Here is a 24,411-nt window from a genome sequence, read left to right on the forward strand (position 1 = left end):
GATCGGGATCGGTGTCACACGGGGTGGTACGAGAGAGGCTCAGGGGGTGGCGCCGTCGGTGAGCAGGGCGGTCAGCAACTGCTTCAGCCAGGCACGGGCGGCGTCGGTGTCCTGGTCCAGGAGCAGCTGGACGGTGACCCCGTCGTAGGCGGCGACCACCGCGGCGGCGGCACCGTCCGTGCCGTCGAGCACGGCGGGCAGTTCCGTGTGCCCCCGGGCGCGGGCCAGCCGCCCGGCGATCGCCCGGCGCAGCCGCGCGCGGTGCTCGAGGAGGGTGCGGGCGACATCCGGGTGGCGGGCGGCGTGCACCAGGAAGTCCGTCTTGACCAGGAGCCAGTCCCGGTCGAGCAGCAGTACCTCGGTGACGCGGTCCACGGCGGCCGGTACGTCGAATCCGGGGCCGTCGAGGGCCAGGGCACCGGCGACCTGCTCGGCGATGACGTCGGCGCGCTGCCGGTAGAGGGCGAAGAACAGCTCGTCGAGGGTGGCGAAGTTGGAGTAGAAAGCCCCTCTGCTGTAACCGGCGGCCTCGCAGACCTCCTCGATGGAGACCCGGCCGTACCCCTTGGCGGCGAAGACGGCGAACGCGGCGTCCAGCAGCCTGGCGCGGGTACGGCCCCGGCACCGGGTCACCCGCACGGTCCCGGTTCCGGTCCCCGTCCCGCTCCCGGTGGTGCCCACCGCCATGCCCGGCCCCCCTCCGTCGTCCCCCTGGCCGCTTCGGCCCCTCGGCCCCTCGGCCGACATCGGATACGGGAATGTATCCGATGCACCGGTGTATCGAAAGACTCCGGACGACACGGGATCGAGAGCGCACACTGGAGATTCGCCCGGAATCAGCGCAAATCTAATGGAACACATTTTCGATTCAAGGGTTACGGTGGAGACCATGACCACCCACCATCTCCAGGCCTCGCTCTTCGACCAGGCCGACCGGCCGCGGCTCGGGCCCCTCACCGGGATCCGCCGTACCACGCTGGGCTCCGGCGCCTGGCTCGACCTGCTGCCCGGGTGGCTCACCGGCTCGGACGCGCTGTTCGAACAGCTGGCCGCCGAGGTCCCGTGGCGCGCCGAGCGCCGCACGATGTACGACCACGTCGTCGCCGTACCGCGACTCCTGGCGTTCTACGGCGCGGAGGACCCGCTGCCGCACCCGGTGCTCACCGAGGCACGGGACGCCCTGTCGCGGCACTACACCGACGAACTGGGCGAGCCGTTCAGCACGGCCGGCCTGTGCTTCTACCGCGACGGACGGGACAGCGTGGCCTGGCACGGGGACCGGATCGGGCGCGGCGCGCGGGAGGACACGATGGTCGCGATCCTCTCCGTGGGCACACCCCGCGATCTGCTGCTGCGCCCCCTGCACGGCGGCGCCCGCACGGTCCGGCGGCCGCTCGGCCACGGCGACCTGGTGGTGATGGGCGGCTCCTGCCAGCGGACCTGGGAACACTGCGTACCGAAGGCCGCCCACGCCGCAGGGCCGCGCATCAGCGTGCAGTTCCGCCCGGAGGGCGTGCGCTGAGAAGAATCACCTCGCCCCCGTGTCCCGTCCAACGGGCCGCTGGCCGTGTCTGGTTGGCTGTCCCCGTCAGGCCGTTCCGCCGTGCGGGGAGATCATGAGCACAGATGTACGCCAAGTCGCCGACGGCACCTATCTGGTGCACGGCAGCCACACCAACTGGGTGATCCTCAAGGACGGGGACGCCCTCACCCTCGTCGACACCGGGTATCCCGGGGACCGTGAGCGGGTCCTCGCCTCACTGGCCGAGGTGGGCGGCTCCCCCGAGTCGGTCGCGGCGGTCCTGCTCACCCATGCCCACAACGACCACCTCGGCTCGGCCGAGTATCTGCGCAGCGGCTACGGAACCCCGGTCTATCTGCACGCTGCCGAAGTGCCGCACGCCCGCCGGGAGTTCCTCCAGCAGGTCACGGTCGGCGCGGTGCTGAGGAACGCCTGGCGGCCCGGCGTACTGCCCTGGATGGTGCACGCGCTGCGCGCAGGCGGCACCGAACAGCATCCGGTCACGGCACCCGAGCCGTTCCCCGCCGAGGGCCCGCTCGATCTGCCGGGGGCGCCCGTCCCCGTGCACACCCCGGGCCACACGGACGGTCACGCGGTCTTCCATCTGCCGAAGGCCGGCATCGTGATCTCCGGCGACGCCCTGGTCAGCGGCCACGCCACCTCGCGCGTCGGGGGACCGCAGCTGCTGCCCGGCATGTTCCACCACGAACAGGCCCGCGCCCTGGCCTCGTTGGACATCATCGAGGGCCTGGAGGCCGACGTCCTGCTGCCCGGCCACGGCCCCGTCCACCACGGCCCGGTCGCCACGGCCGCCCGACAGGCACGTGAACGGGCCCTTTAGCGAGGGATACCGAGCCCCTCCCGCACCCCCGGGGGATCTAGGCTTCATCCCATGGCACTGCAGATCAGCGCGACGAACCCGGAGCACCCGGTGCTCCTGCTCGAACTGCCGTGGGACGTACCGCTGGAGCAGTGGCCCGAGGAACACCTCGTACCGCTGCCGCGCGGCATCTCACGGCATGTCGTGCGCTATGCGCGCGCCGGGGACGAGGTGATCGCCGTCAAGGAGCTCGCCGAGCGGCCCGCGCTGCGCGAGTACGGGCTGCTGAGGGACCTGGACCGGCTCGGCATCCCCGCGGTGGACGCCCTGGCCGTGGTGACCGGCCGCACCGACGCCGCCGGTGAGCCGCTGGAGCCGGTGCTGGTCACCCGGCATCTGGGCGGCTCGATGCCGTACCGCTCGATGTTCGAGACGACGATGCGCCCGGCGACCATGCACCGGCTCATGGACGCCCTCGCCGTGCTGCTGGTGCGGCTGCATCTCGCGGGCTTCGCCTGGGGTGACTGCTCGCTGTCGAACACGCTGTTCCGGCGTGACGCGGGCGCCTTCGCCGCGTATCTGGTGGACGCCGAGACCGGTGATCTGCACCCCCGGCTGAGCACCGGGCAGCGGGAGTACGACCTCGATCTCGCGCGCGTCAACATCAGCGGGGAACTGCTCGACCTGGAGGCGTCCGGCGCGCTGCACCCGTCCGTGGACGCGATCGAGTTCGGCATGGAGATCTGCGCGCGCTACCGCGATCTGTGGCAGGAACTGACCCGCACCTCGGTCTATCCGGCGGGCAAGCATCACTACATAGAACGCCGTATACGCCGCCTCAACGAACTCGGCTTCGACGTCGCCGAGATGCAGATCGAGAGCTCCCCCGGCGGCGACACGGTCACCTTCGTGCCGAAGGTCGTCGACGCCGGGCACCACCAGCGGCAACTGCTGCGGCTGACCGGTCTGGACACCGAGGAGAATCAGGCGCGGCGGCTGCTGAACGACCTGGAGAGCTGGATGGCCACCCAGGACGACCACCCGGCCGACCCGGCCGCGGAGTCCGGGCTGGGCACCGCCCGGGAGCGGCCCGGCGCTGCCCGGCTGGAAGTGCTGGCGCACCGCTGGGTGCGAGACGTGTTCCGGCCCACCGTGCGCGCCGTACCGCCGGAGCTGCGCGGCTCGATGGACCCGGCGGAGATCTACCACCAGCTCCTGGAGCACCGCTGGTACCTGTCGGAGCGGGCGCAGTACGACATCGGTCTCGACACCGCCGTGGAGGACTACATCCGCGCCATCCTGCCCAAGGCACGCGAAACGCTGGAGTCGACGGCGGACCTGGAGACGGCGGCCGGCCTGGAGGCGGCGGCGCCGGAATAGAGGACCCGCACTAGTCATGCGGGACGACCACCACCGGGCAGTGGGCGTGGTGCAGCACGCCGTGTGCCACCGAGCCGATGCGCGCGCCCACGGCGGTGCGGGTGGCGCGGCGGCCGACGACCACCAGCTGGGCCCGCGCGGCGAGGTCGAGGAGGACCTCTCCGGCGCTGCCGACCTCGACGTGCTCCACCACCGGGACGTCCGGGAAGCGCTCGCGCCACGGCTCCAGCGCCTCGGTCAGCGCCTTCCTCTCGAACGGCTCCAGTCCGCCTTCGTCGTCGAGCAGCCGCATCGAGCCGGGGCTGTATGCGAACACCGGGGGCAGCGTCCAGGCCCGTACGGCGCGCACCACGGCGCGGCGGGCAGCGGCGGTCTCGAACGCGAGATCGAGGACGGCCGCGCTGTCCTGAGGGGTGCCCTGCTGGCCGACGACGACCTCACGGCCCGCAGCCTCCGCGGATGCCTGGTAACCGGCGCGCACCAGGACGACGGGCCGCCGGGCCCCGGCGATGACGTGCTGCCCGACCGAGCCGAGCAGGAACCCGACGACGGCTCCGTGTCCGCGCGACCCGAGCGCCACCAGCTCCGCGTCGGCCGCGGCGGCGACCAGCGTCTCGGCGGGGGCGCCCTCCAGCACCTCGGTGGACACCTCGAGCCCGGGATGCCGGACGGTCACGGCCCGTACGGCGTCGGCGACGCCCTGGCGGATCCAGCTGGCCTGCTTGTCCCGGCCGCCGATCGCGCCGAGGCCCTCGTGCGGCTCGTACTGCCAGGCGTGCACCACCCGCAGCGCGCGATCACGCCGTACGGCCTCGCGGGCCGCCCAGGCGAGAGCGGCGAGACTCTCTTGGGATCCGTCGATGCCTGCCATGATCGGGCGGGTCATGGAACTGCCTCCTGGAACTGGCGGGGGTCGGGTCCGTGCTACCGGGTCTACCGGGTCTACCCGGACAAGTCTTCACTACGCTGCACGGCATGACCTTGGAATGGGAGCAAGTGATCGTCGACGCGGCGGATCCGGTGGCTCTGGGCCGGTGGTGGGCGGGTGCGCTCGGCTGGACCGTGGTGAACGACGACCCGGACGAGTTCGAGATCCGCCCGGCCCCGGACCGGCTGCCGGGGCTGCTGTTCGCGCAGGTGCCCGAGCCGAAGACCCTGAAGAACCGACTCCACCTCGACTTCCGCCCCGACGACCAGCGCGCCGAGGTCGACCGTCTGCTGGCGCTGGGCGCACGGCACGCGGACGTCGGGCAGGGCGAGCAGTCGTGGGTGGTGCTGATGGACCCCGAGGGCAACGAGTTCTGCGTGCTCGGTTCCCGGCAGGGGTGAGATCCCGAGGCGGGTGCGGCCGTCCGCTCTGCGCGTAGCGGGGCTCCTCATGGTCCCGGGGCGCGACCGGGCGAACGAACATACGATGGGCGGGAGCCGCCGCGGCGACGGGTTGTGCAGGGGGATCGCCGCGGCTGATTCCGACCGCTCGGGGAGACGCATGGCACAGGCCGCCGAGACTGCGCGGACCGTCATCTTGACCGTGGACGACGACCCGGGAGTGTCCCGTGCCGTCGCCCGTGACCTGCGGCGACGCTACGGCGAGTCGTACCGGATCGTGCGCGCGGAGTCCGGCGAGTCCGCGCTGGAGGCGCTGCGCGAGCTGAAGCTGCGCGGCGACCTGGTGGCGGTGGTCCTCGCCGACTACCGGATGCCGCGGATGAACGGCATCGAGTTCCTGGAGCAGGCCCTGGACGTGTATCCGGGGGCGCGCCGGGTGCTGCTGACCGCGTACGCGGACACCAGCGCGGCGATCGACGCGATCAACGTCGTCGATCTCGACCACTATCTGCTCAAGCCGTGGGACCCGCCGGAGGAGAAGCTGTATCCGGTGCTGGACGACCTGCTGGAGGCATGGCGGCGCAGCGACCACCGGCCGGTACCCAGCACCAAGGTCGTCGGGCACCGCTGGTCGGCGCGGTCGTCTCAGGTGCGGGAGTTCCTGGCCCGCAACCAGGTGCCGTACCGCTGGTACTCGTCCGACGAGCCGGAGGGGCGCAGACTGCTGGCCGCCGCCGGGCAGGACGGGCAGCGGCTGCCGGTGGTGATCACCCCGGAGGGGGCGCCGCTGGTCGAGCCCGAGGCGCCGGATCTCGCGGCCCGGGTGGGGCTCGCGACGACACCGGCCGCGGACTTCTACGACCTCGTGGTGGTCGGCGGCGGCCCCGCGGGGCTCGGTGCTGCGGTCTACGGGGCGTCGGAGGGGCTGCGGACGGTGCTGGTGGAGCGGTCGGCGACCGGCGGGCAGGCCGGGCAGAGCTCGCGGATAGAGAACTACCTGGGCTTCCCCGACGGCGTCTCGGGCGCCCAGCTCACCGACCGGGCGCGGCGGCAGGCGACCCGGTTCGGTGCGGAGATCCTCACCGCTTGCGAGGTGACCGGCCTGGAGGTGAGCGGCTCCGCGCGCGTCGTACGGTTCGCGGACGGCACGGCCGTCGCCGCGCACGCCGTGATCCTGGCGACCGGTGTGCAGTACCGGCAACTGACGGCGGACGGGGCCGACGGACTCCAGGGCCGCGGGGTCTTCTACGGCTCGGCGCTCACCGAGGCCGCCTCCTGCCAGGGGCACGACGTGTACATCGTGGGCGGCGCCAACTCGGCGGGCCAAGCGGCGATGTATCTGTCCAGGCACGCCAAGTCGGTGACACTGCTGGTGCGCGGCCCGGATCTGTCGGCGTCGATGTCGTACTACCTGATCCAGCAGATCGAGGAGGCGCCCAACATCTCGGTGCGCTGCCGCACCACCGTCGACGCCGCACACGGCTCGGACCACCTGGAACAGCTGACGCTGCGTCATACGGAGACCGGGGACACCGAACTCGTGGACGCGCAGTGGATGTTCGTGTTCATCGGGGCGGCCCCGCTGACCGGCTGGCTGGACGGCACGGTGCTGTGCGACGAGCGCGGGTTCATCCTGGCCGGACCCGACCTCGCCGCGGACGGACGACCGCCCTCGGGCTGGGAGCTGGACCGGCCTCCGTACCATCTGGAGACCAGTGTGCCCGGTGTGTTCGTGGCCGGTGACGCGCGGGCGGAGTCCGCCAAGCGGGTCGCGTCCGCCGTCGGCGAGGGAGCGATGGCTGTCATGCTCGTCCACCGTTATCTGGAGCAGTCATGACCGGCTGTCCGCTGCCGTGCAGCCCCCAGGAGATAGGTTCGCTGTTCCTGTTCGAGAAGCTCACACCCGAGCAGCTCGGCAGACTGTGCAGCGAGGGCCGGGTGGAGGGATTCGACCCCGGCCCCGTGTACACGGAGGGTGACCCCGCCACCTGCTTCTATGTGATGATCGAGGGCACCGTCGTGCTGTCGCGCCGGGTCGGCGCCGACGACGTGGAGGTCACCCGCACCTCCCAGCGCGGGGTGTACGCGGGCGCGATGCAGGCGTACCTCGGGGACCGGGTGCGACAGGTCTACAACAACTCGATGCGGGTGACCGAGCCGACACGGTTCTTCGTGCTGCCCGCCGCCACGTTCGCGGCGGTGGTGACCGAGTGGTTCCCGATGGCGGTGCATCTGCTGGAGGGGCTGTTCTTCGGGTCGAAGAGCACCCAGGCCGCGATCGGGCAGCGTGAACGGCTGCTGGCGCTCGGTTCGCTGTCCGCCGGGCTCACCCACGAGCTCAACAACCCGGCCGCGGCGGCCGTCCGGGCCACCGCGACCCTGCGCGAGCGGGTGGCGAAGATGCGGCACAAGCTCGCCGTGATCGCCGAAGGCCCCTTCTCCCGCGAGGCGTTGGCGGACCTGGTCGAGATCCAGGAGCGCACCGCCGAACGCGTCGCCAAGGCACCCGCGCTCAGCCCGCTGGAGGCCAGCGACCGCGAGGACGCCCTCTCCGACTGGCTCGACGACCACGGGGTCGAGCAGAGCTGGCGGCTCGCGCCGACCTTCGTGCAGGCCGGGCTGGACGTCGACTGGCTGGAGCAGGTCGCCGCGGCGGTCGGCGAAGAGATCCTTCCGGGCGCGGTCGGCTGGCTCAACTACACGGTCGAGACCGAACTGTTGATGAGCGAGATCGAGGACTCCACCACCCGTGTCTCGCAGCTCGTCGACGCCGCCAAGCAGTACTCGCAGCTCGACCGGGCCCCCTACCAGGTCGCGGATGTGCACGAACTCCTCGACAGCACCCTGCTGATGCTCTCCGGGAAGATCGGCGGCCGCATCAAGGTCGTGAAGGACTACGACCGTTCACTCCCGAGGATTCCCGGCTACCCGGCGGAGCTCAACCAGGTGTGGACCAACCTCGTCGACAACGCGGTCTCCGCCATCAACAGCGCGGGCGGAGACGGCACGCTGACCGTGCGGACCGCGCGGGACAACGAGGAGCATCTGCTGGTGGAGTTCCAGGACACCGGGCCGGGTGTCCCGCCGGAGATCCGCGGCCGGATCTTCGACCCGTTCTTCACCACCAAGCCGGTCGGCCAGGGCACCGGGCTCGGACTGGACATCTCCTGGCGGATCGTCGTCGACAAGCACCACGGCACCCTCCGGGTGGAGTCGGTGCCGGGCGACACCCGCTTCCAGGTCCTGCTGCCGCTCAACGCCCCCGCCCCCGAAACGCTGTCTTCCGAGGAGCTCTCATGACCGGCGCCGACGGTATCGATCCGAGTGTCCCGCCGAGCGGCGCGGGATGCGTGGAGTGCGAGGCGGTGGGCGGCTGGTGGTTCCATCTGCGGCGCTGCGCCCAGTGCGGGCACATCGGATGCTGCGACGACTCCCCCGCCAAGCATGCCACCGCGCACTGGCGGTCCACCGGCCATCCCGTGATCCGCAGTTACGAGCCGGGCGAGGAGTGGTTCTGGGACTACGACGCCGATGAGCTGTACGCGTCGGGCCCTCGGCTCGCGCCGCCGGAATCCCACCCCGCGGACCAGCCGGCGCCGGGGCCGGCGGGGCGGGTGCCGGAGAACTGGGCGGAGACGCTGCGCTGAGCGGGGAGGGGTTTCGCCCCCGCCGCCCCTTCCCGTCCCGACCCGGGGGCTCCGCCCCCGGACCCCCGCTCCTCAAACGCCGGAGGGGCTGATTTTCAGCCCGTCCGGCGTTTGAGGGCGAGGCCCGAAGGGCCGAAAGGGGGGTCTGGGGGCGCAGCCTCCAGGGACGGGAACGGGAAGGGGCGGCGGGGGCGAAGAACCCTCGGCCGCGCCCCCTCGCGCCTCCCCACGCCCCCGCCGAAGTCCACGACTCCCGCTGCCGACGGCATGCGCTCTCCTACGGTTACGGGTCTTGACCGACATGCCGTCAGGCCCGAGGAGTTCCGTGAACCACCGCACCACCACACTCGCCCTGGCGTGCTGCGCGCTCACCCTCACCACCGCGCTCACCGGATGCAGCGCACCCCCGTCCCCAGCCGCACAACCCGGAACCAAGCCGACGCCCTCGTCACACGCCCCGTCCACAAGGGCGCCCGGGGCGAGCCCCGAGGCCACGGGTTCCGCCGCGGCCGGGGCCCGGGAGCACCCCCAGGCAGCAGACTCCGGACTGCCCCCGAAGCCCGGCTCCGACGGCGAGGCCGCCTACGTCCGCGCCCTGACGGCGATCGACCCCGACATCGTCCACGACGACGAGGCCGGCGCGGTCGACCGGGGCCGCGCCCAGTGCCGTACGATCCACGACCTGCACGGAGACCGGAACGGCCAGATCACGGCAGCCGTACGGCGTTTCACCTCACCGGGGCATCCACAGGGCTTCGGGACCGCCAAGGGCGCCCGTATCGTTGACGCCGTGCACATGAATCTCTGCCCGGACTTCTGAGCGGGCCGCGGCCGGGAACCCGGGGGCGTCGCCCGGGCGTTGTCCGGACGGCTGCCCGCAACGGGCGGCCCCGTACCGAGGACACCCGGCACCGTGAGGAGGGCATCATGGGCGAGCTGGTCCCCGGGGGCAATATGCCCCTCCCGGGCGGCCCGCTGACGCTGCGGGTGCCCGGTCCCTTCGATGTGTCGGCGCTGGTCACCGACGACGGCGGCAAGGTCGCCGGTGACGCCGACTTCGTGTTCTACAACCAGCCCGCCGCACCCGGCGCCCGGCTGCGCGGCGACGCCCTGACCGTGGATCCGGCGCAGCTGCGGGCGGGTGCCACCCGGATCACGGTGGTCGTCAGCGCCGCGGAGCCCGGCACCGAGCTCAACCGGCTACCCGCACCGGTCCTCCTCGTCACCGGCGCAGGGGGGAGGAGGGTCGCCCGGTTCGCCCCGCCTCCTCCGCAGCGCGAGACGGTGCTGCTGCTGGCGGAGCTGTACCGGCGGAGCCCCGGCTGGAAGCTGCGGGCGCTGGGTCAGGGGTACGCGGACGGACTGGCCGGTCTGGCACGGGACTTCGGGGTCCGGGTGACCGACGACCCCGCACCGCTCCGCACAACCACCCTCCCCGCACCGCACCGCACCGCCGCCGTCCCCGCACCGGCCACCGCCCGTACCCATGACACGCCCGCCCCCGGTCCCGACGGCTTCCTCGCCCTCGTCAACTCCGCCCGCACCCGGGCCGGTTCTCCCCCGGTCTCGCTCGACGCCCGCCTCGCCTCCGCCGCCCGCGCGCACGCCGCCGCGATGGCCGCCGCCGGGCGGCTCGGTGCCGAGAGCCGGGACGGCACCTCGGTGCACCAGCGCCTCTCGGCGACGGGTTACGCGTATCTCACCGTCGGCGAGCATCTGGTCTCCGGCCCGCGCACATCGGCCGAGTTCGTGGCGTATCTCCTGGAGGACGAGCAGCCCCGCCGCACCCTTCTCGACCCCGCGTTCACCCACACCGGCGCCGCCCGCACCCCCGACGGCCGCTCAGGGGACGTGTACTGGACGGCGCTGTGGGCCGCGCCGCTCACCCCGGACGGCCTGCGCCGCACCGCCGCCGATGTCGTACGGCTCACCAACGCCGAGCGTGCCGCGGCCGGGCTGCGTCCGCTCGCCGAGGACCCCCTGCTGACGGCGGCGGCGCAGGGGCACAGCGCGGACATGGTGGCCCGTGACTTCTACGCGCACACCTCGCCCGAGGGCTCCCAGCCCTGGGACCGTGCCGCGGCGGCCGGGTCCGGGCGCCGTACGATCGGCGAGAACATAGCCTGCGGCCAGCGCTCCGCCGCCGAGGTGGTCACGGACTGGATGAACAGCCCCGGCCACCGGGCGAACATCCTCAAGCGCGAATTCACCCATATCGGCGTCGGATTCATGGGCGGCGGCCGGAGAGGCATGTACTGGACGCAGCTTTTCGGGGCCTGACGGCGCGCAACACGCGTCCGATCTTGTCGGAACCACCCGCTCCGGGCCAGGATGCCCGCATGAAGGGTGATCTCTTTTCCAGCCAGCACATGGTCCAGCCTGCCGAAGCGGCGGGCATGATCGTCGAAAACGCCAAGTGCATCAGATACGCGGTGAACGGCGAGATGGTGGCCCGGCAGGGCGCCATGATCGCCTTCCGGGGGAATCTCCAGTTCGAGCGCAAGGGCCAGGGCGTGGGCGGCATGCTCAAGCGCGCGGTCACCGGCGAGGGGCTGCCGCTGATGGCGGTGCGCGGGCAGGGCGAGGCGTGGTTCGCTCACGAGGCGCAGAACTGCTTCATCGTCGAGGTCGACCCCGGTGACGAGTTCACCGTCAACGGCCGCAACGTGCTGTGCTTCGACGCGTCTCTGTCGTACCAGATCAAGACGGTGAAGGGCTCCGGCATCGCGGGCGGCGGCCTGTTCAACAGCGTGTTCACCGGTCAGGGCAAGCTGGGCCTGATGTGCGAGGGCACTCCGCTGGTGATACCGGTCTCGCCGCAGTACCCGGTGTACGTCGACACGGACGCCGTGGTCGGCTGGACCGCGCATCTCCAGACCTCGCTGCACCGCTCGCAGTCCATAGGGTCCATGCTGCGCGGCGGTTCGGGGGAGGCCGTACAGCTGATGCTCCAGGGCGAGGGCTTCGTCGTCGTACGGCCGAGCGAGGCGACCCCGCAGAAGGCACAGCAGCACTGAGGCACAGCAGCACCGAGGCACAGCAGCGCTGAGGCACAGCAGCGCTGAGGCCACCGTGCCGAGCCCGGGCTGTCAGCGCTGCTCGGGGTGGCGGTCACCGCCACGACGGGGGGCGTCGCGGCCCGGGCGGAGCGGTCCGCGCTGTGTTGACCAACGGTCAGCGCTGGTCGGAGCGCCGGGCCTTGCGATCCCGATGCCGGTCGCGTTGAACATCCCCCCTGTCACCCACCGTACTTACGGGAAAGGCGTAGGGCGCGGGTTCTCAGCGAGGGAATGACCATGGTCAAGGCGCACGTGTCGGCACGCGAACTGGTCGCCGGGAGATACCTGCCCCTCGAGGTGGTGCACCGTGAGACCAACCGGGTCGTGTGGTACGCCGACGACGCCGCGACCGGGCGTCCGCGCCTGCTGACCCGGATCGCCCTGCCCGACGGCTCGGGGCAGAACACCGCGCGGCGCACCACCACCCATGTGCTGCGTACACACGAGATCATGGGGGTGCTGCGGCCCGGCCGGGTCGCCGTCGTGCTCGACGCCGTCGAGGACGACGGCACCCTGTGGACGGTGACCGAGTGGATCGACGGCACCCCGCTCGGCGAACTCCTCGCCCGGCACGGCCCCCTGAGCCCCGGGCGGGCGGCGCGGATCGGGCTGGAGCTGCTCGATGTGCTCCAGGCCGCGCACGGCGAGGGCATCACACACAGCGAACTCAGCCCCGGCCAGGTGTTCGTGCCCGAAGAGGGCCCGGTCGTGGTCACCGGCTTCGGCCTCGCGGGCGCGACCATGGCGCCCCGGGTGACCGCACCGTCGTACGCCTCTCCCGAGCAGGCCCGCGACGAGCGCATCGGCCCCACCGCCGATCTGTGGGCCCTCGGCGCGATCCTCTACACCATGGTCGAGGGGCGCCCGCCCTTCCGGGACCGGGGCCGGCCGGAGGCCACGCTGAAGGCGGTGGACCGGCTTCCGCTGCGGGCCCCGGTGCGCGCCGGACCGCTCACCCAGACGGTGCAGGGGCTGCTGCGCAAGGACGCCGGGGAGCGGCTGACCCGCCAGGTGGTCCGTGAGGCCCTTTCCCGTGTCTGCGACGACGACGCCGGCGGCGGCCCCGACCCGGAGGGGACGCACCGGGTGTCCGGCGCGGTGCCCGTCCGGCGGCGCGGGCCGTGGGGCGGGCGGGCCATGGCCGCGGGTACGGCGCTGGCGGCCGTCACCGTCGCGGTCGCGGTGCTGGCCGCGACCGACCATCTCCCCGGCCTGAGCACCACCGCCTCCGACGGACCCGCCACGGCACCCCGGCCGTCCGCCACGTCGGGCGCACCCTCGGACGGAAGCGCGGGCGGCGGCCCGGGCCCCGACGGCTCGTCCGGCGCCTCGGGAGTGTCCGGGACGTCCGGCTCACCGAGGTCACCGTCGCCCGCCCCCTCCGCCTCCCCGTCCTCGAGCGCCTCCGCCTCCCCCGCTCCGTCCCGCACCGCGCCGTCCCAGGGCGCGCTGCCCGCCGGATTCCACCGCTACTCCGCCCCGGAGGGCTTCTCCGTGGCCCTCCCCGACGGCTGGCGGCGCCTGGCCACCACCCGTGCCGCCGACCACGCCTACCGCGTCACCTTCGGCGCGAGCGACGACCCGCGCACCCTGGCCGTCACCTACAGCGAGCGCGTCGGCCGGGACCCCGTCGCCGTGTGGCGGGACGACGTCCTGCCGGGGCTGCGGCGGCTCACCGGCTTCCGGCTGATCGGGCTCGTCCGGGCCACCCTCTACCAGGGCCGCCGGGCCGCCGACATCGAGTGGTTCGAAGGGCGGGGCCGGGACCGTACCCGCACCTTCGGCCGGGGCTTCCTGCTCGGCGGCGGACACGGCTTCTCGCTGCGCTGGACGACCCCGGCCGCCGACGGCAAGCGGACGGCTGCCGATCGGCTGGCGCTGCGGACGTTCCTGGCGACGTTCCGCCCGGCGCCCGGCTGACGTGCGGCCCCCGACGCCGCCCGACACGTGTCACCCGTCTCCCCGCCCGACAGGAAATCCCTCGCCGCGCTGAGCGTGTCCCGCTCGGCGTGGACACCAGAGGGCACCACGTTGTTCACCCCGGAGGCCCGCCCGTGAATCCCCTCGTCCACAGCACCCTGGTGGTGCAGCTCCAGGCGGACGGCACGGAACGCTGTCCCGTGCTCGCCCATCTGTCGTACGACGCCGGCGACCCGTTCGCCGTCACCGCCGTGTTCAGCCACGACGGACGGGTCCTCGCGCGCTGGCGGCTCGACCGGGACATGCTCGCCGAGGGTCTGCAGCGGCCCGTCGGCATCGGAGATGTGCGCTTCGAGCCGTCGACGACCGGTATGTGGGAGGAACTGCGCATGGAGTTCCTCGGTGACGCCCACCCCGAGGGCGGCCGCCGCCACGCGGTGGTGTTCGCCTGGGCACCGGCCGTGGCGGCCTTCCTGCGGCTGACCCGCAACGCGGTGCCGCCGGGCGGCGAGGAGGTCCGCGTCGACGACTTCCTGGCGCAGGTGCTGGGGCGTGTCTGACGCACCCCGGGCCCCCAGGGCGGATGAGTAGCGGTACTCATGCCGCCGTACGGGCGCCGCCGCCACGATAAGGGCTCCTGTCACGCTCCTGCGGCAAGGAGCGTCCTACGGCGAGGAGTCCGCCCATGTCCGCCCCGACCCTGTCGGCACCGGCCCCGTCCGCACCCGCGCGCTCCACCCCCTGGCGCGTCCCGCCCGTCCTGCTCGCCGGCATCGTGGTCGCCGGGATGACCGTGTCGGGCTGGGCCCCACGCGACCGCGTCACCTGGGTGCTGGAGACCGTGTGGGTGATGATCGGGCTGCCCCTGGTCGTGCTGGCCTGGCGGCGTTTCCCGCTCACCGACCTGCTGTGCTGTCTGCTCGCCGTGCACGCCCTGGTCCTGGCGACGGGCGGCCACTACACCTACGCACAGGTGCCGCTCGGCGACTGGATCCGGGACACCTTCGGCCTCGACCGCAATCCGTACGACCGGCTGGGCCATCTCATGCAGGGCTTCGTGCCCGCGGTGCTGGTGCGGGAGGTGCTCAGCCGTACCTCCCCGCTGCGCGGCAGCCGCTGGCTGGCGCCGCTCACGGTGTGCGCGTGTCTGGCGTTCAGCGCGCTCTTCGAGCTGTTCGAGTGGGCGGCGGCCGTGATCGGCGGCCACGGTGCGGACGCGTTCCTCGCCACGCAGGGCGATGTGTGGGACACCCAGTGGGACATGTTCTGCGCGCTGATCGGGGCCACCGTCTCGGTGCTGCTGCTCGGCCGTCTCCACGACCGCCGGATGGCGGCACTCGAGGCCGCGTCGCGGTAGCCGGGAGCGGTGCGGACCACTAGCTAGGGCGTGTTTCGAAAGTCCCGCCTGCCCTGCGACGCCTGGCACGCACTCCCCCAAGCTCTGACGAGCAGGGGGTGCCCCCGGCTGTGTTGTCGGGATCGCCCACGTACGCCCAGTACGAGGGCGACCCTCCGCCTTGCGATCGCACACACCAGACGCCGCAGGGCCCGCCCTTCGGGCGGCCGGCGCTACTTTCGAAACACGCCCTAACGGCCCCCGTCACCGCCGGAGTGGCGCCGTGCCCACAGCGGCAGGACGAACCAGCACAGCACGTACCACGCGGCGACGGGCGCGACCAGCCAGGCGAACGCGCTGCTGCCGGTCGCCACCCGCAGGATCAGCAGCAGCGACGAGGCCATCGTGGCGAGCAGCAGGACCAGGCCGACCATGGTCATCCGGGCCGCCAGCCGCACCGCCTCCGGTTTCACCCGGCGTCCGGCGACCATACGGTGCAGGGACACCGGGCCGATCAGGGCGCCGGTCGCGGACGCGCCGAGCAGGACGGTCACCAGATAGATGGCATGGTCCGTCCGTCCCAGCTCGGGGTACCGCTGGGTGAAGACCACGGTCAGCAGGAAGCCGAACAGGATCTGCACACCGGTCTGGGCGACACGGATCTCCTGGATGAGCTCCACCCACATCCGGTCGGCCCGCTCCTCCAGCGTCTCGTCGCGCCCGGTGCGCGGGGTCTCCGACTGGGCCATGGGGAGCGGGTTACCGCCCCGCCGGGCTCCTAAACCATGAGGAACCCGGCGTACCGGATGTACCGGCGGTTCTACCAGCGGTTCTCGACCTGCTCCTTGATCCGGCGGTCGTAGAGGTCGCGGATCGCGGTGAGCGTCTCGGCGGACAGCTCGGGCAGTTCGGCGGCCGCCGCGTTGGCACGGGCCTGCTCCGGTGTACGGGCGCCGGGGATGACGGTGGTGACACCGGGCAGGCCGATGATCCAGCGCAGGGCGAGCTGGGCCGGGGTGTATCCGTCGGGGGCGAGCGCCGCGAACTCGGCGGCGGCCTCCACGCCGGTCGCGTAGTCGACGCCCGAGAAGGTCTCGCCCTGGTCGAAGGCCTCGCCGTGCCGGTTGTAGGTGCGGTGGTCGTTCGCCGCGAAGACGGTGTCCCTGGTGTACCGGCCGGACAGCAGTCCCGAGGCCAGCGGCACGCGCGCGATGATCGCGACCCCCGCCGCACGGGCCGCCGGGAGCACCTCGGCGAGGGGCTTCATACGGAACGGATTGAGGATGATCTGCACGCTGGTCACACCCGGCCGGGCGATCGCGGTGAGCGCCTCGGCGCAGGTCTCCACGCTGACGCCGTAGCGCGCGACACGGCCCTCCTCGACCAGGGTGTCGAGGGCGTCGTAGACCTCGTCGGAGGAGTAGACGGGCGTGGGCGGGCAGTGCAGTTGCACCAGGTCGATGCGCTCGACGCCGAGGTTGCGGCGCGAACGGTCGTTCCAGGCGCGGAAGTTGTCGAGGACGTAGTTCTCCGGGAGCTGCTCCGCGCGGCGGCCCATCTTGGTGGCCACGAACACGTCCGGATCGGGCCTGCCGCGCAGGAAGGCGGCGATGGTCTGCTCGCTGCGCCCGTCGCCGTAGACATCGGCGGTGTCGAAGAACGTCACCCCCGACTCGGCCGCCGCCTCCAGCACCGCCAGGGCGTCCTTCTCCTCGACGTCCCCCCAGTCGGCGCCGAGCTGCCATGTGCCGAGGCCCACCACGGAGGCGTGCTGGCCCGACCTGTCGAATTCGCGCTCGTCCATGGCGTCAGTCTGTCACCCGGCCCGGCCGGTGCCGAACCGTCTACGGAGTCAACAGAGCCTGTACGACGGGACCGTAACGGTTCACGATGTCGTCGACCGCGCTCGCACGCAGCCGTTCGCCGCGGGCGACGCCGTACATCACGCCGAGCCCGACCAGGCTGCCGACGGCCAGTTCCGCGCGCAGCGCGGCGTCGGGTCCGGTGAGGCGGTCGGCGAGGCATTCGGTCACCTGGGCGCGGAAGTTGGCGCGCAGCACATCGCCGTGCTCGCCGTGCAGCGGTGCGAACACGATCCGCAGGAGGGGATCGGTGCCGCGTTCGCGCTGGCTGACCAGCACATGCCGCACCATGTGGCGGCCGAGTTCGGCGGGCGGCGCGTCGAGCAGGTCGGCGGCGTCGGTCTCGAAGGACATCACGCGGGCGAACAGGGTGTCCTTGTTGCCGAAGTACTTCAGGATCAGCGGCGGGCTGACCCCGGCGCGCTCGGCGACGGCCTTGAGGGTGATGTCGGCGTGCGGATGCCGGGCCAGCAGATGGCGGGCGGCGCGGAGGATGGCGGTCTTGGTCGCCTCGGCGTCCCGGCGTGCCGGGGCATGCGGGGCGGGCGGGGGCGCGGTGTCCGGATCACCGGGCCCGGGCCCGGGCGCGGATGCGCGGGGCGCGGTGTCGGCGGACGCCGTACGGGACACGGGCGTGCGGGGTGCGGTGCTCACGCCACTCATGCTCCCTCCAGCGCCCCCTCCTCGTCGCGGACCCCCGTGCTGCGGGCGCGGACGCGCCGCTCGCCGCCGGGGCCGGGGTCGCCGGGGATGGTCAGGGCGGCGGCGCAGGCGGCGAGGGCGACGGCGCCCGCCATCGCGAAGGCGAGCAGATAGCCGTGCAGCGTGGGCAGCACGGCACTGCCGAGCGGGGCGCTGTGGTGGACGAGGACGGCAGCCACGGCGGCGCTGGAGGTGGCCTGGCCGATGGTGCGCATGAGCACGTTGACGCCGTTGGCGGACGCGGTCTGACCGGCGGGTACGGCGCGGAGAATGAGGGTGGGAAGCGCGGAGTAGGCAAGGGTGGTGCCGGTCGCGACGACCGTGGCGCCGACGATGATCATCCACAGGTCGCGGCTGTCGGCGATGCGCAGGGCGTAGCCGCAGGCGATGACGGTGGCGCCCAGGGCGAGGGTGATGCGCGGGCCGCGGGACGCCGAGATACGGGCCGACATCGGGGAGAACAGCAGCATGGTGATGCCGCCGGGCAGCAGGCACAGACCGGTGGCGACGATGGACAGGCCCAGCCCGTAGCCGGTGGCTTCCGGGGCCTGCACCAGTTGGGCGGTCACCAGGGAGTTGGCGTAGAAGGCGAACCCTGTGAGCAGGGCGGCCACATGGGAGAGGCCCACCCGGGGCCGGGTGACGAGGCGCAGGTCGACCAGCGGGCTGCGGCTGCGCAGCTGCTGCCACCACCACAGGCCGAAGACGACGGCCGCGGCGAGGAAGAGGCCGAGGACCCGGGAGCTGCCCCAGCCCCACTGGCCGCCCTGGGACACCCCGAGCAGCAGACAGGTCAGCCCGACGGCCAGTCCGAGCGCACCGAGCACGTCGAAGCGGCCGGGCTCGCGCACCGGTGACTCGTCGACGGCGAGCCACACGGCGCTGACGCCCACCGCGCCAAGGGCGCTGGTCAGCCAGAACATGGTGTGCCAGTCGGCGTACTGCACGACCGTCGCGGCGAGCGGCAGACCGAGGGCGGCGCCGATGCCGACGGTGGAGCTCATCAGGGCGACGGCCGAGCCGCGCCGCTCGGGCGGCAGTTCGTCGCGCAGGATGCTGATCGACAGCGGTACGACGGAGGCGGCGGCGCCCTGGAGCGCACGGGCCGCGATGAGCACGCCGATGTCGGAGGACAGGGCGCACATCACCGAGCCGACGGTCATCAGGGCGAGGGCGCCGGTGAGCACCCGCCGCTTGCCGTACATGTCGCCGGCCCGGCCGAGCACCGGGGTGAGGACCGCCCCGGACAGCAGGGTCGCGGTGACCGTCCAGGAGACCGTGCCCGGTGAGGCTCCGGTGAGCCGGGGCAGGTCGGGCAGCAGCGGTACGACGACGGTCTGCATGACGGCCATGAGGATCCCGCCGAACGCCAGCACCGGGACCGTCAGCCGGCTCCTGGGGCGGGTGCCGGCCGGGTCGGGCTTCGGGGCGGCGGATATCGGGGCAGGCTGGTCCATCGGCACTCCGTCACGCTGGCAGGACAGGCAGGAAAGTGGGTGAATATGAATTCACCTTATCGGTGAATAGCCATTCACCCAAGTCCGGCCACCCCTGGTGCCGGCCGCCCGCCGAGGCACGTCCCTTGCCGACGTCCGTTCGCCGAGGCCCGTCCCCGCTACCGTCCGCCCGCCGAGGCGCGTGCCTGCACGGTCCGGGCCACCTTCGGGCCGAGCCACCGCTTGAGCCGGCGCAGGGTCGCCAGTCGGCCGACGGCCCGGTCGACGCCGTAGTAGAGCTGCGGCGGGACGTACGGCAGCAGGGGTGAGTGGCGCTGGCCGAGCAGCGCGAACATACGGTGCGGGGGCAGGTCGATGTAGCGCGGCAGGTTCTCGTACCACTGCGCACTGTGCCGGGCGGCGCTCTGAACGGGCAGCAGCGCGGCCCTGCGCTCCCGCTCGTAGGCGGCGAGGGCCTGCGGGAGCGCGGTGTGCTCGCCGAGGGCCCGGGCGAGGGCGATCGAGTCCTTCAGGGCGAGGGTGGTGCCCGCGCCGATCGAGTAGTGGGTGGTGTGGGCGGCATCGCCGAGCAGGACCATGCCGTCGCGGTGCCAGGTGCGGTTGGTGAGGGTACGGAAGGTGAGCCACTGGGCGGCGCCGTCACCGTCGGCGCGGCCGAGGAGGGGGTGGCCGTCGAGGACGTCGGCGAAGAGCCGCTCCAGCAGCGCGAGGCTCCCGGCCTCGTCGGCGCGGTCGAGGCCGAGGCCGCGCCAGGTGTCGGGGGCGCATTCGATCACCAGGGTGCTGCGGCGCGCGCTGCACGGGTAGCCGTAGCACCAGATCCAGCCGTGTCCGCTCGCCACGAACGCGAAGGTGAAGGTGTCGAGGACCTTGGTGGTGCCGAGCCAGAGGTAGCGGTTGCGGCCTTCGTTCAGCTCGGCCCCGAAGTGACCGGCGTGCTCGGAGCGCAGAGCGCTGTGCACCCCGTCGGCGGCCACCACGAGATCGGCGGCGGGCAGGCTTCTTGGAGTGATCTCGTGCTCGAACTCCAGCCGTACGCCGAGGGAACGGGCTCGTGCGGCGAGCACTTCCAGCAGCCGGTGACGGCCGATGCCGAAGCCCTCGTCGCCCGGCTGACGGATCGTCATCCCCTTTACACGGGCGACGCCTTCGGTCCAGGACACCGAGTTCTGTTCGATCGCGCGGGCCGATTCGGGGTCGTGTTCCAGGAGCCGGTCGAGCAGGCCGCGCCAGTAGGTGACGCCCCAGCCGTAGGTCGAGCCCTCCGGGTCGCGTTCGTGGACGGTGATGTCGTGGGCAGGGTCCTGCCGTTTGAGCAGGATGGACAGATACAGGCCGGCGGGCCCGCCACCGACGCAGACGACCTTCACACACACCCCTGCTATCACTCAGGACGACAGTCAGGACATCACTCAAAGCGTCCGGACGACCCCGAAGGGTAGCAGGATGCGGGCGGCTCGAAGGGCAGCCCGAAGCGCGCGCGGACGGGGGACCGGCCGGTCAGGCGGGCGGGCGGACCAGCCGGTCAGGCGGGCGGGCGGACCAGCCGGTCAGGCGGGCGGGCGGGCGGGCGGACCAGCCGGTCAGGCGGGCGGGCGGGCGGGCGGGCGGGCGGGCGGACCAGCCGATCAGTCGGCCGCGGCCGTACGGCACTCCGGGTGGCCCCAGCCCTGGGCGTTCTTGGCGATGGGCTCGCCCGCGGCGTAGGAGCGCCCGCACACACAACGGCCGGGGAACTTCGCCTTGATGGTGCGGGCAGAGGATCCGCCGGAACGCGCCGACGAACCACCGCCGCTCTTGCGCCCACCGGTCGACTTGCGGCGCGGCGCCCCGGTTGCCGGGGTGTCCGGGGATGCCGGCGGTTCGGGCGAGCCCATGCCGCTGCCCGCCGCCTTCTGGACACCGGCGGCCTGGCTGGCGGCGCGGTCGGCGAAGTCGTTGAGCGGGTCGCCGTCGGCCTGGTGCGCGGGTACGTAGCGGAAGTCGACCGAGCGGCCCGCGAGCAACTCGTCGATGCGGACCACGAGTTCCTGGTTGGCGACCGGCTTGCCCGCGGCGGTGCGCCAGCCGTTGCGCTTCCAGCCGGGCAGCCAGGTGGTGACGGCCTTCATCGCGTACTGCGAGTCCATGCGGATCTCGAGCGGCACTTCGGGGTCGGTCGAGGCCAGCAGCCGTTCCAGGGCGGTCAGCTCGGCCACATTGTTGGTCGCCGTGCCCAGCGGCCCCGCCTCCCAGCGGTCCGGGGCCTGTGAGTCGTCGGCCACCACCCAGGCCCAGGCCGCGGGTCCCGGGTTTCCCTTCGAAGCCCCGTCGCACGCGGCCACCAGTCGTTCACGCATGGACCCGATCATGCCACGGTGCGGCGGGGCGCTGTCCGCCGGTCGGAGCCTGCCGTGGTTCAGGGCACTTCGGTGATCTGCGGCATCTCACCCTGCGTGGTGTGGACGTCGATCACCGAGAAGTTGGCGCCCTGCGGGTCGGCGAGCGCGGCGAACCTGCCGAACGGGCTGTCCATCGGCCCGAACTTGACCGTCCCGCCCAGCTTGGTCGCCTTGGCGACGGCCTCGTCGACGTCGGGCACATTGAAGTAGACGTTGATGTAGGGCGGCACCTCGGCGGGGAACTCCTCGGTCATGGCCATCCGGCCCAGGATGGCGTCACCGCCGACGTCGAAGACCCGGAAGTCGACGTTGTCGTCCTGGATCTGCTTGGCGCGGTAGGAGAACACGGCGGGGAAGAAGGTGTCCGACTTCCCCGGCTCACGGGTGTAGATCTCGGCCCAGGCATAGGCGCCGGGCACACCGACGGCCTCGAAGCCCTCGTGGACGCCGGCCTGCCAGAGGCCGAAGACGACACCGCCGGGGTCGCGGGCCAGGCACATCGTGCCGAAGTCGCCCACCTGCATCGGCTCCATCAGCACCTCACCGCCGTTCGCCCTGATCCCCGCGGCAGTCGTGGCGGCGTCGGCGGTCGCGAAGTACAGGCACCACTGCGACTCGCCCTCCTGGCCCGGCATGGGCGGTACGACGGCCGCTACCGCCTTGCCGTCCACATAGGCCTGGGTGTAGTTGCCGTACTCCGACGACGCCTCGCCGAAGGTCCAGCCCAGGACGTCGCCGTAGAAGCGCTTCGCGCCCTCGACGTCGGTGAACATCGCATCGGCCCAACAGGGGGTTCCCTCTGGTTGTACCGCCATGGCTGCGGCCCTTCCGGCTCGACGGTGGTCCGTTCCTCACGCTAGCCATCCGCCGCCGGGCCCGCGCGGTGAACGCCGACACCGGATGCGGGGGAGACTGGAGACGGAGTGGGGACGGCGGCTGCGGCGGACGGGGTACGGGATGCCGGACACGGCGGGCACGGGTACGACGGGCGGACGGGACGCGGCGGGCAGGGCGCGGAAGGCACAGACGGCACCGACGGCCGGACAGCACGCGGCGGGCAACGCGCCGAAGGCAGGGACGGCAGCGACGGCCGTGATGCGGGCGTGGGCGGTGTCCGAGCCGGGGCCGGTCGAGAACGACCCGCTGCGGCTTGTGGAGAAGCCGGTCCCGGTGCCGGAGGACGGCGAACTGCTGGTGCATGTGCGGGCCTGCGGGGTGTGCCGCACCGATCTGCATGTCACAGAGGGCGATCTGCCGGTGCACCGGCCGGGGGTGACGCCCGGCCACGAGGTGGTCGGCACGGTCGCCGCCACCGGTGCCGCGGTGACCGGCTTCGCGGTCGGCGACCGGGTGGGCGTGGCCTGGCTGCGGCACACCGACGGCACCTGCGCCTACTGCCGACGCGGCGCAGAGAATCTGTGCCCCGCCTCCCGTTACACCGGCTGGGACGCCGACGGCGGCTACGCCGAGTACACCACCGTCCCGGCGGACTTCGCCCACCGTCTCCCGGCCGGCCTCGACGACGTGGCCCTGGCGCCGCTGCTGTGCGCCGGCATCATCGGTCACCGCGCCCTGCGCCGCACCGCGCTGCCGCCCGGCGGGCGCCTCGGGCTGTACGGCTTCGGCGGCAGCGCCCATCTGTGCGCCCAGGTGGCGCTCGCCGAGGGCGCCACCGTGCATGTGCTCACCCGCGGCGCGGACGCCCGGCGCCTGGCGCTGGAGCTGGGCGCGGCCTCGGCCCGCGACGCCTACGAGCCGCCGCCCGAGCCGCTGGACGGCGCGATCCTGTTCGCCCCGGTCGGTGACCTCGTCCCGGTCGCCCTGCGGGCACTGGACCGCGGCGGGATCCTCGCGATCGCCGGGATCCACCTGAGCGACACACCGCCGCTGCACTACGAGACGGAGCTGTTCTACGAGAAGGAGGTGCGCAGCGTCACCTCCAACACCCGGGAGGACGCACGCGAGTTCCTTGCCCTCGCGGCCCGCCACGGAGTGCACGCCACCACGCACACCTATCCTCTCTCCCGCGCCGCACAGGCCCTGAGGGACCTCAAGGCGGGCCGTTTCGACGGCGCCGCCGTCCTGGTGAACGACTTCTCCTGACCGGCTGAACGACTTCTCCCGATCGGACCGGCTGAACAGCTTGGGGCTTCCTTCTCCCGACCGACCGGCTGAACGGCTTCCTTCTCCCGACCGGCGGTCCGCCACAGCCGCCCCACCGCTCCCCGCTGTCACCCGCCCGGGGTGAAGACGCGGGCCGGGCCGCGGAGGGACGCTGAGGAGAACGTCGGTACCGGCTGAACGGGGGCTCCGGCACCGATCCCACGGGGGACGGGCCCATCCGGCGGGGGTGCCGGATCCGCCCGTAGGGCTCTCTCGGCGTGCCGCCGCCCCGGTGCGCGGCGGGAATGGGGCTGCGGACACCCGAGAGGGCCAAAGACGTGACACCCGCCGTCGTCCCCGTCATCCCACGGCGGGAAAAGGTCCTCGCCCCGGCGCCGGTGCTTCTCGCGGTGCACGGCGCGGCCGACCCGCACCACCCCGTCCGGGCCACCCGCACCGGGTGATCCCGGGGCCCGCAAGGTGGGGCAGCGTGGGACGGGTCGGGGCCGCTCCCCGCCGGGGCGTCCCGGCGGGCCTGCGACCGGGGGCCGGATTCCGTACCGAAGCGGGAGAGGCGTCGGCATGCAATACGAGATCCGTGTGGACGGACAGCTGTCGGAGACGATGACCAAGGCCTTTCCGGAGCTGGAGAGCTTCGTGGTGCCGCATCAGACGGTGCTGTTCGGCCCGGTGACCGACGAGGCCCAGCTGTACGGTCTGCTGTTCCGCTGCCAGTCACTGGGTCTGCATGTGGTGGAGATGCGCCGGCTGCCCGACTGAGCGGGCGGGCCGGATGCCCGACCGAGCGGCGCTGCCGGATGCCCGGCCGAGCGGGGCGGGTCGGATGCCCGACTGAGCAGTGCGGGCCGGATGCCCGACCGAGCGGGGCGGGC

At 72.7% G+C, this 24,411-nt stretch carries 25 protein-coding genes; 16 read left to right on the top strand and 9 right to left on the bottom strand.

The genetic code is table 11. From position 1 onward, the window contains the following. Positions 1–39: 39 nt before the first annotated feature. Positions 40–687: a TetR/AcrR family transcriptional regulator gene (locus tag ACSYGN_RS38890; RefSeq protein ID WP_460405147.1), complete on the bottom strand. Its 648-nt coding sequence runs from the start codon at positions 685–687 to the stop codon at positions 40–42. 202 nt (positions 688–889) lie between these two features. Here ACSYGN_RS38890 and ACSYGN_RS38895 point away from each other — a divergent pair, with 202 nt between their 5' ends. The 3 genes from ACSYGN_RS38895 (at position 890) to ACSYGN_RS38905 (ending at position 3,722) form a co-directional block, all read left to right on the top strand. Beyond that, the gene (locus ACSYGN_RS38895; RefSeq protein ID WP_460405149.1) at positions 890–1,522 is read left to right on the top strand and encodes an alpha-ketoglutarate-dependent dioxygenase AlkB; all 633 of its coding nucleotides are present in this window, start codon (positions 890–892) and stop codon (positions 1,520–1,522) included. 94 nt (positions 1,523–1,616) lie between these two features. Continuing rightward, the gene (locus ACSYGN_RS38900; protein ID WP_460405151.1) at positions 1,617–2,363 is read left to right on the top strand and encodes an MBL fold metallo-hydrolase; all 747 of its coding nucleotides are present in this window, start codon (positions 1,617–1,619) and stop codon (positions 2,361–2,363) included. Between the two features lie 51 nt (positions 2,364–2,414). Continuing rightward, positions 2,415–3,722: a DUF4032 domain-containing protein gene (locus ACSYGN_RS38905; protein WP_460405153.1), complete on the top strand. Its 1,308-nt coding sequence runs from the start codon at positions 2,415–2,417 to the stop codon at positions 3,720–3,722. Between the two features lie 10 nt (positions 3,723–3,732). On the opposite strand, the gene ACSYGN_RS38910 is transcribed toward ACSYGN_RS38905, so the two are convergent. After that, positions 3,733–4,608, bottom strand: a complete 876-nt coding sequence (locus ACSYGN_RS38910; RefSeq protein WP_460405155.1) for a universal stress protein — start codon at positions 4,606–4,608, stop codon at positions 3,733–3,735. 89 nt (positions 4,609–4,697) lie between these two features. Between ACSYGN_RS38910 and ACSYGN_RS38915 the strand changes: the two genes are divergently transcribed. The 10 genes from ACSYGN_RS38915 (at position 4,698) to ACSYGN_RS38960 (ending at position 15,034) form a co-directional block, all read left to right on the top strand. Next, positions 4,698–5,051: a VOC family protein gene (locus ACSYGN_RS38915; RefSeq protein WP_460405157.1), complete on the top strand. Its 354-nt coding sequence runs from the start codon at positions 4,698–4,700 to the stop codon at positions 5,049–5,051. A gap of 160 nt (positions 5,052–5,211) precedes the next feature. After that, positions 5,212–6,888, top strand: a complete 1,677-nt coding sequence (locus tag ACSYGN_RS38920) for an NAD(P)/FAD-dependent oxidoreductase (RefSeq protein WP_460405159.1) — start codon at positions 5,212–5,214, stop codon at positions 6,886–6,888. After that, entirely contained in the window at positions 6,885–8,351 is a 1,467-nt protein-coding gene (locus tag ACSYGN_RS38925) for an ATP-binding protein (RefSeq protein ID WP_460405161.1), read from the top strand. The genes ACSYGN_RS38920 and ACSYGN_RS38925 overlap by 4 nt, the downstream gene beginning before the upstream one ends. Next, positions 8,348–8,698 (top strand): UBP-type zinc finger domain-containing protein, encoded by a 351-nt coding sequence (locus ACSYGN_RS38930; RefSeq protein ID WP_460405163.1) that lies wholly within the window; start codon positions 8,348–8,350, stop codon positions 8,696–8,698. The genes ACSYGN_RS38925 and ACSYGN_RS38930 overlap by 4 nt, the downstream gene beginning before the upstream one ends. 325 nt (positions 8,699–9,023) lie before the next feature. After that, positions 9,024–9,518 (top strand): hypothetical protein, encoded by a 495-nt coding sequence (locus tag ACSYGN_RS38935; RefSeq protein WP_460405165.1) that lies wholly within the window; start codon positions 9,024–9,026, stop codon positions 9,516–9,518. Positions 9,519–9,625: 107 nt separating this feature from the next. Further along, positions 9,626–10,978, top strand: coding sequence for a CAP domain-containing protein (locus ACSYGN_RS38940; RefSeq protein WP_460405167.1), 1,353 nt, complete (start codon positions 9,626–9,628; stop codon positions 10,976–10,978). 59 nt (positions 10,979–11,037) lie between these two features. Next, positions 11,038–11,715 (top strand): AIM24 family protein, encoded by a 678-nt coding sequence (locus ACSYGN_RS38945; RefSeq protein ID WP_460405169.1) that lies wholly within the window; start codon positions 11,038–11,040, stop codon positions 11,713–11,715. Positions 11,716–11,988: 273 nt separating this feature from the next. Next, complete coding sequence (locus ACSYGN_RS38950; RefSeq protein ID WP_460405171.1) at positions 11,989–13,677, top strand: serine/threonine-protein kinase; 1,689 nt, start codon at positions 11,989–11,991, stop codon at positions 13,675–13,677. Positions 13,678–13,811: 134 nt separating this feature from the next. Further along, on the top strand, positions 13,812–14,237 hold the full coding sequence (locus ACSYGN_RS38955) for an SsgA family sporulation/cell division regulator (RefSeq protein ID WP_460405173.1): 426 nt from the start codon (positions 13,812–13,814) through the stop codon (positions 14,235–14,237). A gap of 125 nt (positions 14,238–14,362) precedes the next feature. Beyond that, positions 14,363–15,034 (top strand): DUF2238 domain-containing protein, encoded by a 672-nt coding sequence (locus ACSYGN_RS38960; RefSeq protein WP_460405175.1) that lies wholly within the window; start codon positions 14,363–14,365, stop codon positions 15,032–15,034. A gap of 230 nt (positions 15,035–15,264) precedes the next feature. Here the strand turns inward: ACSYGN_RS38960 and ACSYGN_RS38965 are convergent, their stop codons facing one another. The 7 genes from ACSYGN_RS38965 to ACSYGN_RS38995 all read right to left on the bottom strand — a co-directional run bounded on the left by ACSYGN_RS38965 (position 15,265) and on the right by ACSYGN_RS38995 (position 22,230). Further along, entirely contained in the window at positions 15,265–15,762 is a 498-nt protein-coding gene (locus ACSYGN_RS38965) for a DUF6328 family protein (RefSeq protein WP_460405177.1), read from the bottom strand. Between the two features lie 71 nt (positions 15,763–15,833). Next, positions 15,834–16,817, bottom strand: coding sequence for an aldo/keto reductase (locus ACSYGN_RS38970; RefSeq protein ID WP_460405179.1), 984 nt, complete (start codon positions 16,815–16,817; stop codon positions 15,834–15,836). Positions 16,818–16,857: 40 nt separating this feature from the next. Continuing rightward, the gene (locus ACSYGN_RS38975; RefSeq protein WP_460405181.1) at positions 16,858–17,538 is read right to left on the bottom strand and encodes a TetR/AcrR family transcriptional regulator; all 681 of its coding nucleotides are present in this window, start codon (positions 17,536–17,538) and stop codon (positions 16,858–16,860) included. Then, positions 17,535–19,034, bottom strand: coding sequence for an MFS transporter (locus ACSYGN_RS38980; protein WP_460405183.1), 1,500 nt, complete (start codon positions 19,032–19,034; stop codon positions 17,535–17,537). The genes ACSYGN_RS38975 and ACSYGN_RS38980 overlap by 4 nt, the downstream gene beginning before the upstream one ends. A gap of 158 nt (positions 19,035–19,192) precedes the next feature. Continuing rightward, a complete protein-coding gene (locus tag ACSYGN_RS38985; protein ID WP_460405185.1) occupies positions 19,193–20,410 on the bottom strand; it encodes an FAD-dependent monooxygenase in 1,218 nt (405 codons plus the stop codon). 252 nt (positions 20,411–20,662) lie between these two features. Continuing rightward, a complete protein-coding gene (locus ACSYGN_RS38990) occupies positions 20,663–21,385 on the bottom strand; it encodes a ribonuclease H family protein (protein ID WP_460405187.1) in 723 nt (240 codons plus the stop codon). Positions 21,386–21,432: 47 nt separating this feature from the next. Next, complete coding sequence (locus tag ACSYGN_RS38995; protein ID WP_460405189.1) at positions 21,433–22,230, bottom strand: VOC family protein; 798 nt, start codon at positions 22,228–22,230, stop codon at positions 21,433–21,435. 280 nt (positions 22,231–22,510) lie between these two features. Between ACSYGN_RS38995 and ACSYGN_RS39000 the strand changes: the two genes are divergently transcribed. From ACSYGN_RS39000 to ACSYGN_RS39010, 3 genes are all read left to right on the top strand, one after another. Continuing rightward, positions 22,511–23,518, top strand: a complete 1,008-nt coding sequence (locus tag ACSYGN_RS39000; protein WP_460405794.1) for a zinc-binding alcohol dehydrogenase family protein — start codon at positions 22,511–22,513, stop codon at positions 23,516–23,518. Between the two features lie 338 nt (positions 23,519–23,856). Beyond that, positions 23,857–23,982, top strand: a complete 126-nt coding sequence (locus ACSYGN_RS39005; protein WP_460405191.1) for a hypothetical protein — start codon at positions 23,857–23,859, stop codon at positions 23,980–23,982. Positions 23,983–24,100: 118 nt separating this feature from the next. Further along, entirely contained in the window at positions 24,101–24,298 is a 198-nt protein-coding gene (locus ACSYGN_RS39010; protein ID WP_460405193.1) for a hypothetical protein, read from the top strand. The last annotated feature ends 113 nt before the right edge of the window (positions 24,299–24,411 follow it).

Source organism: Streptomyces sp. YIM S03343 (genome assembly GCF_054729195.1).

Excerpts from the sequence above, each read along its gene's own strand:
- ACSYGN_RS38890 (WP_460405147.1), bottom strand. The coding sequence starts at position 687 with ATGGCGGTGGGCACCACCGGGAGCGGGACGGGGACCGGAACCGGGACC.
- ACSYGN_RS38895 (WP_460405149.1), top strand. The coding sequence starts at position 890 with ATGACCACCCACCATCTCCAGGCCTCGCTCTTCGACCAGGCCGACCGG.
- ACSYGN_RS38900 (WP_460405151.1), top strand. The coding sequence starts at position 1,617 with ATGAGCACAGATGTACGCCAAGTCGCCGACGGCACCTATCTGGTGCAC.
- ACSYGN_RS38905 (WP_460405153.1), top strand. The coding sequence starts at position 2,415 with ATGGCACTGCAGATCAGCGCGACGAACCCGGAGCACCCGGTGCTCCTG.
- ACSYGN_RS38910 (WP_460405155.1), bottom strand. The coding sequence starts at position 4,608 with ATGACCCGCCCGATCATGGCAGGCATCGACGGATCCCAAGAGAGTCTC.
- ACSYGN_RS38915 (WP_460405157.1), top strand. The coding sequence starts at position 4,698 with ATGACCTTGGAATGGGAGCAAGTGATCGTCGACGCGGCGGATCCGGTG.
- ACSYGN_RS38920 (WP_460405159.1), top strand. The coding sequence starts at position 5,212 with ATGGCACAGGCCGCCGAGACTGCGCGGACCGTCATCTTGACCGTGGAC.
- ACSYGN_RS38925 (WP_460405161.1), top strand. The coding sequence starts at position 6,885 with ATGACCGGCTGTCCGCTGCCGTGCAGCCCCCAGGAGATAGGTTCGCTG.
- ACSYGN_RS38930 (WP_460405163.1), top strand. The coding sequence starts at position 8,348 with ATGACCGGCGCCGACGGTATCGATCCGAGTGTCCCGCCGAGCGGCGCG.
- ACSYGN_RS38940 (WP_460405167.1), top strand. The coding sequence starts at position 9,626 with ATGGGCGAGCTGGTCCCCGGGGGCAATATGCCCCTCCCGGGCGGCCCG.
- ACSYGN_RS38945 (WP_460405169.1), top strand. The coding sequence starts at position 11,038 with ATGAAGGGTGATCTCTTTTCCAGCCAGCACATGGTCCAGCCTGCCGAA.
- ACSYGN_RS38950 (WP_460405171.1), top strand. The coding sequence starts at position 11,989 with ATGACCATGGTCAAGGCGCACGTGTCGGCACGCGAACTGGTCGCCGGG.
- ACSYGN_RS38960 (WP_460405175.1), top strand. The coding sequence starts at position 14,363 with ATGTCCGCCCCGACCCTGTCGGCACCGGCCCCGTCCGCACCCGCGCGC.
- ACSYGN_RS38965 (WP_460405177.1), bottom strand. The coding sequence starts at position 15,762 with ATGGCCCAGTCGGAGACCCCGCGCACCGGGCGCGACGAGACGCTGGAG.
- ACSYGN_RS38970 (WP_460405179.1), bottom strand. The coding sequence starts at position 16,817 with ATGGACGAGCGCGAATTCGACAGGTCGGGCCAGCACGCCTCCGTGGTG.
- ACSYGN_RS38975 (WP_460405181.1), bottom strand. The coding sequence starts at position 17,538 with ATGAGTGGCGTGAGCACCGCACCCCGCACGCCCGTGTCCCGTACGGCG.
- ACSYGN_RS38980 (WP_460405183.1), bottom strand. The coding sequence starts at position 19,034 with ATGGACCAGCCTGCCCCGATATCCGCCGCCCCGAAGCCCGACCCGGCC.
- ACSYGN_RS38990 (WP_460405187.1), bottom strand. The coding sequence starts at position 21,385 with ATGATCGGGTCCATGCGTGAACGACTGGTGGCCGCGTGCGACGGGGCT.
- ACSYGN_RS38995 (WP_460405189.1), bottom strand. The coding sequence starts at position 22,230 with ATGGCGGTACAACCAGAGGGAACCCCCTGTTGGGCCGATGCGATGTTC.
- ACSYGN_RS39000 (WP_460405794.1), top strand. The coding sequence starts at position 22,511 with ATGCGGGCGTGGGCGGTGTCCGAGCCGGGGCCGGTCGAGAACGACCCG.
- ACSYGN_RS39010 (WP_460405193.1), top strand. The coding sequence starts at position 24,101 with ATGCAATACGAGATCCGTGTGGACGGACAGCTGTCGGAGACGATGACC.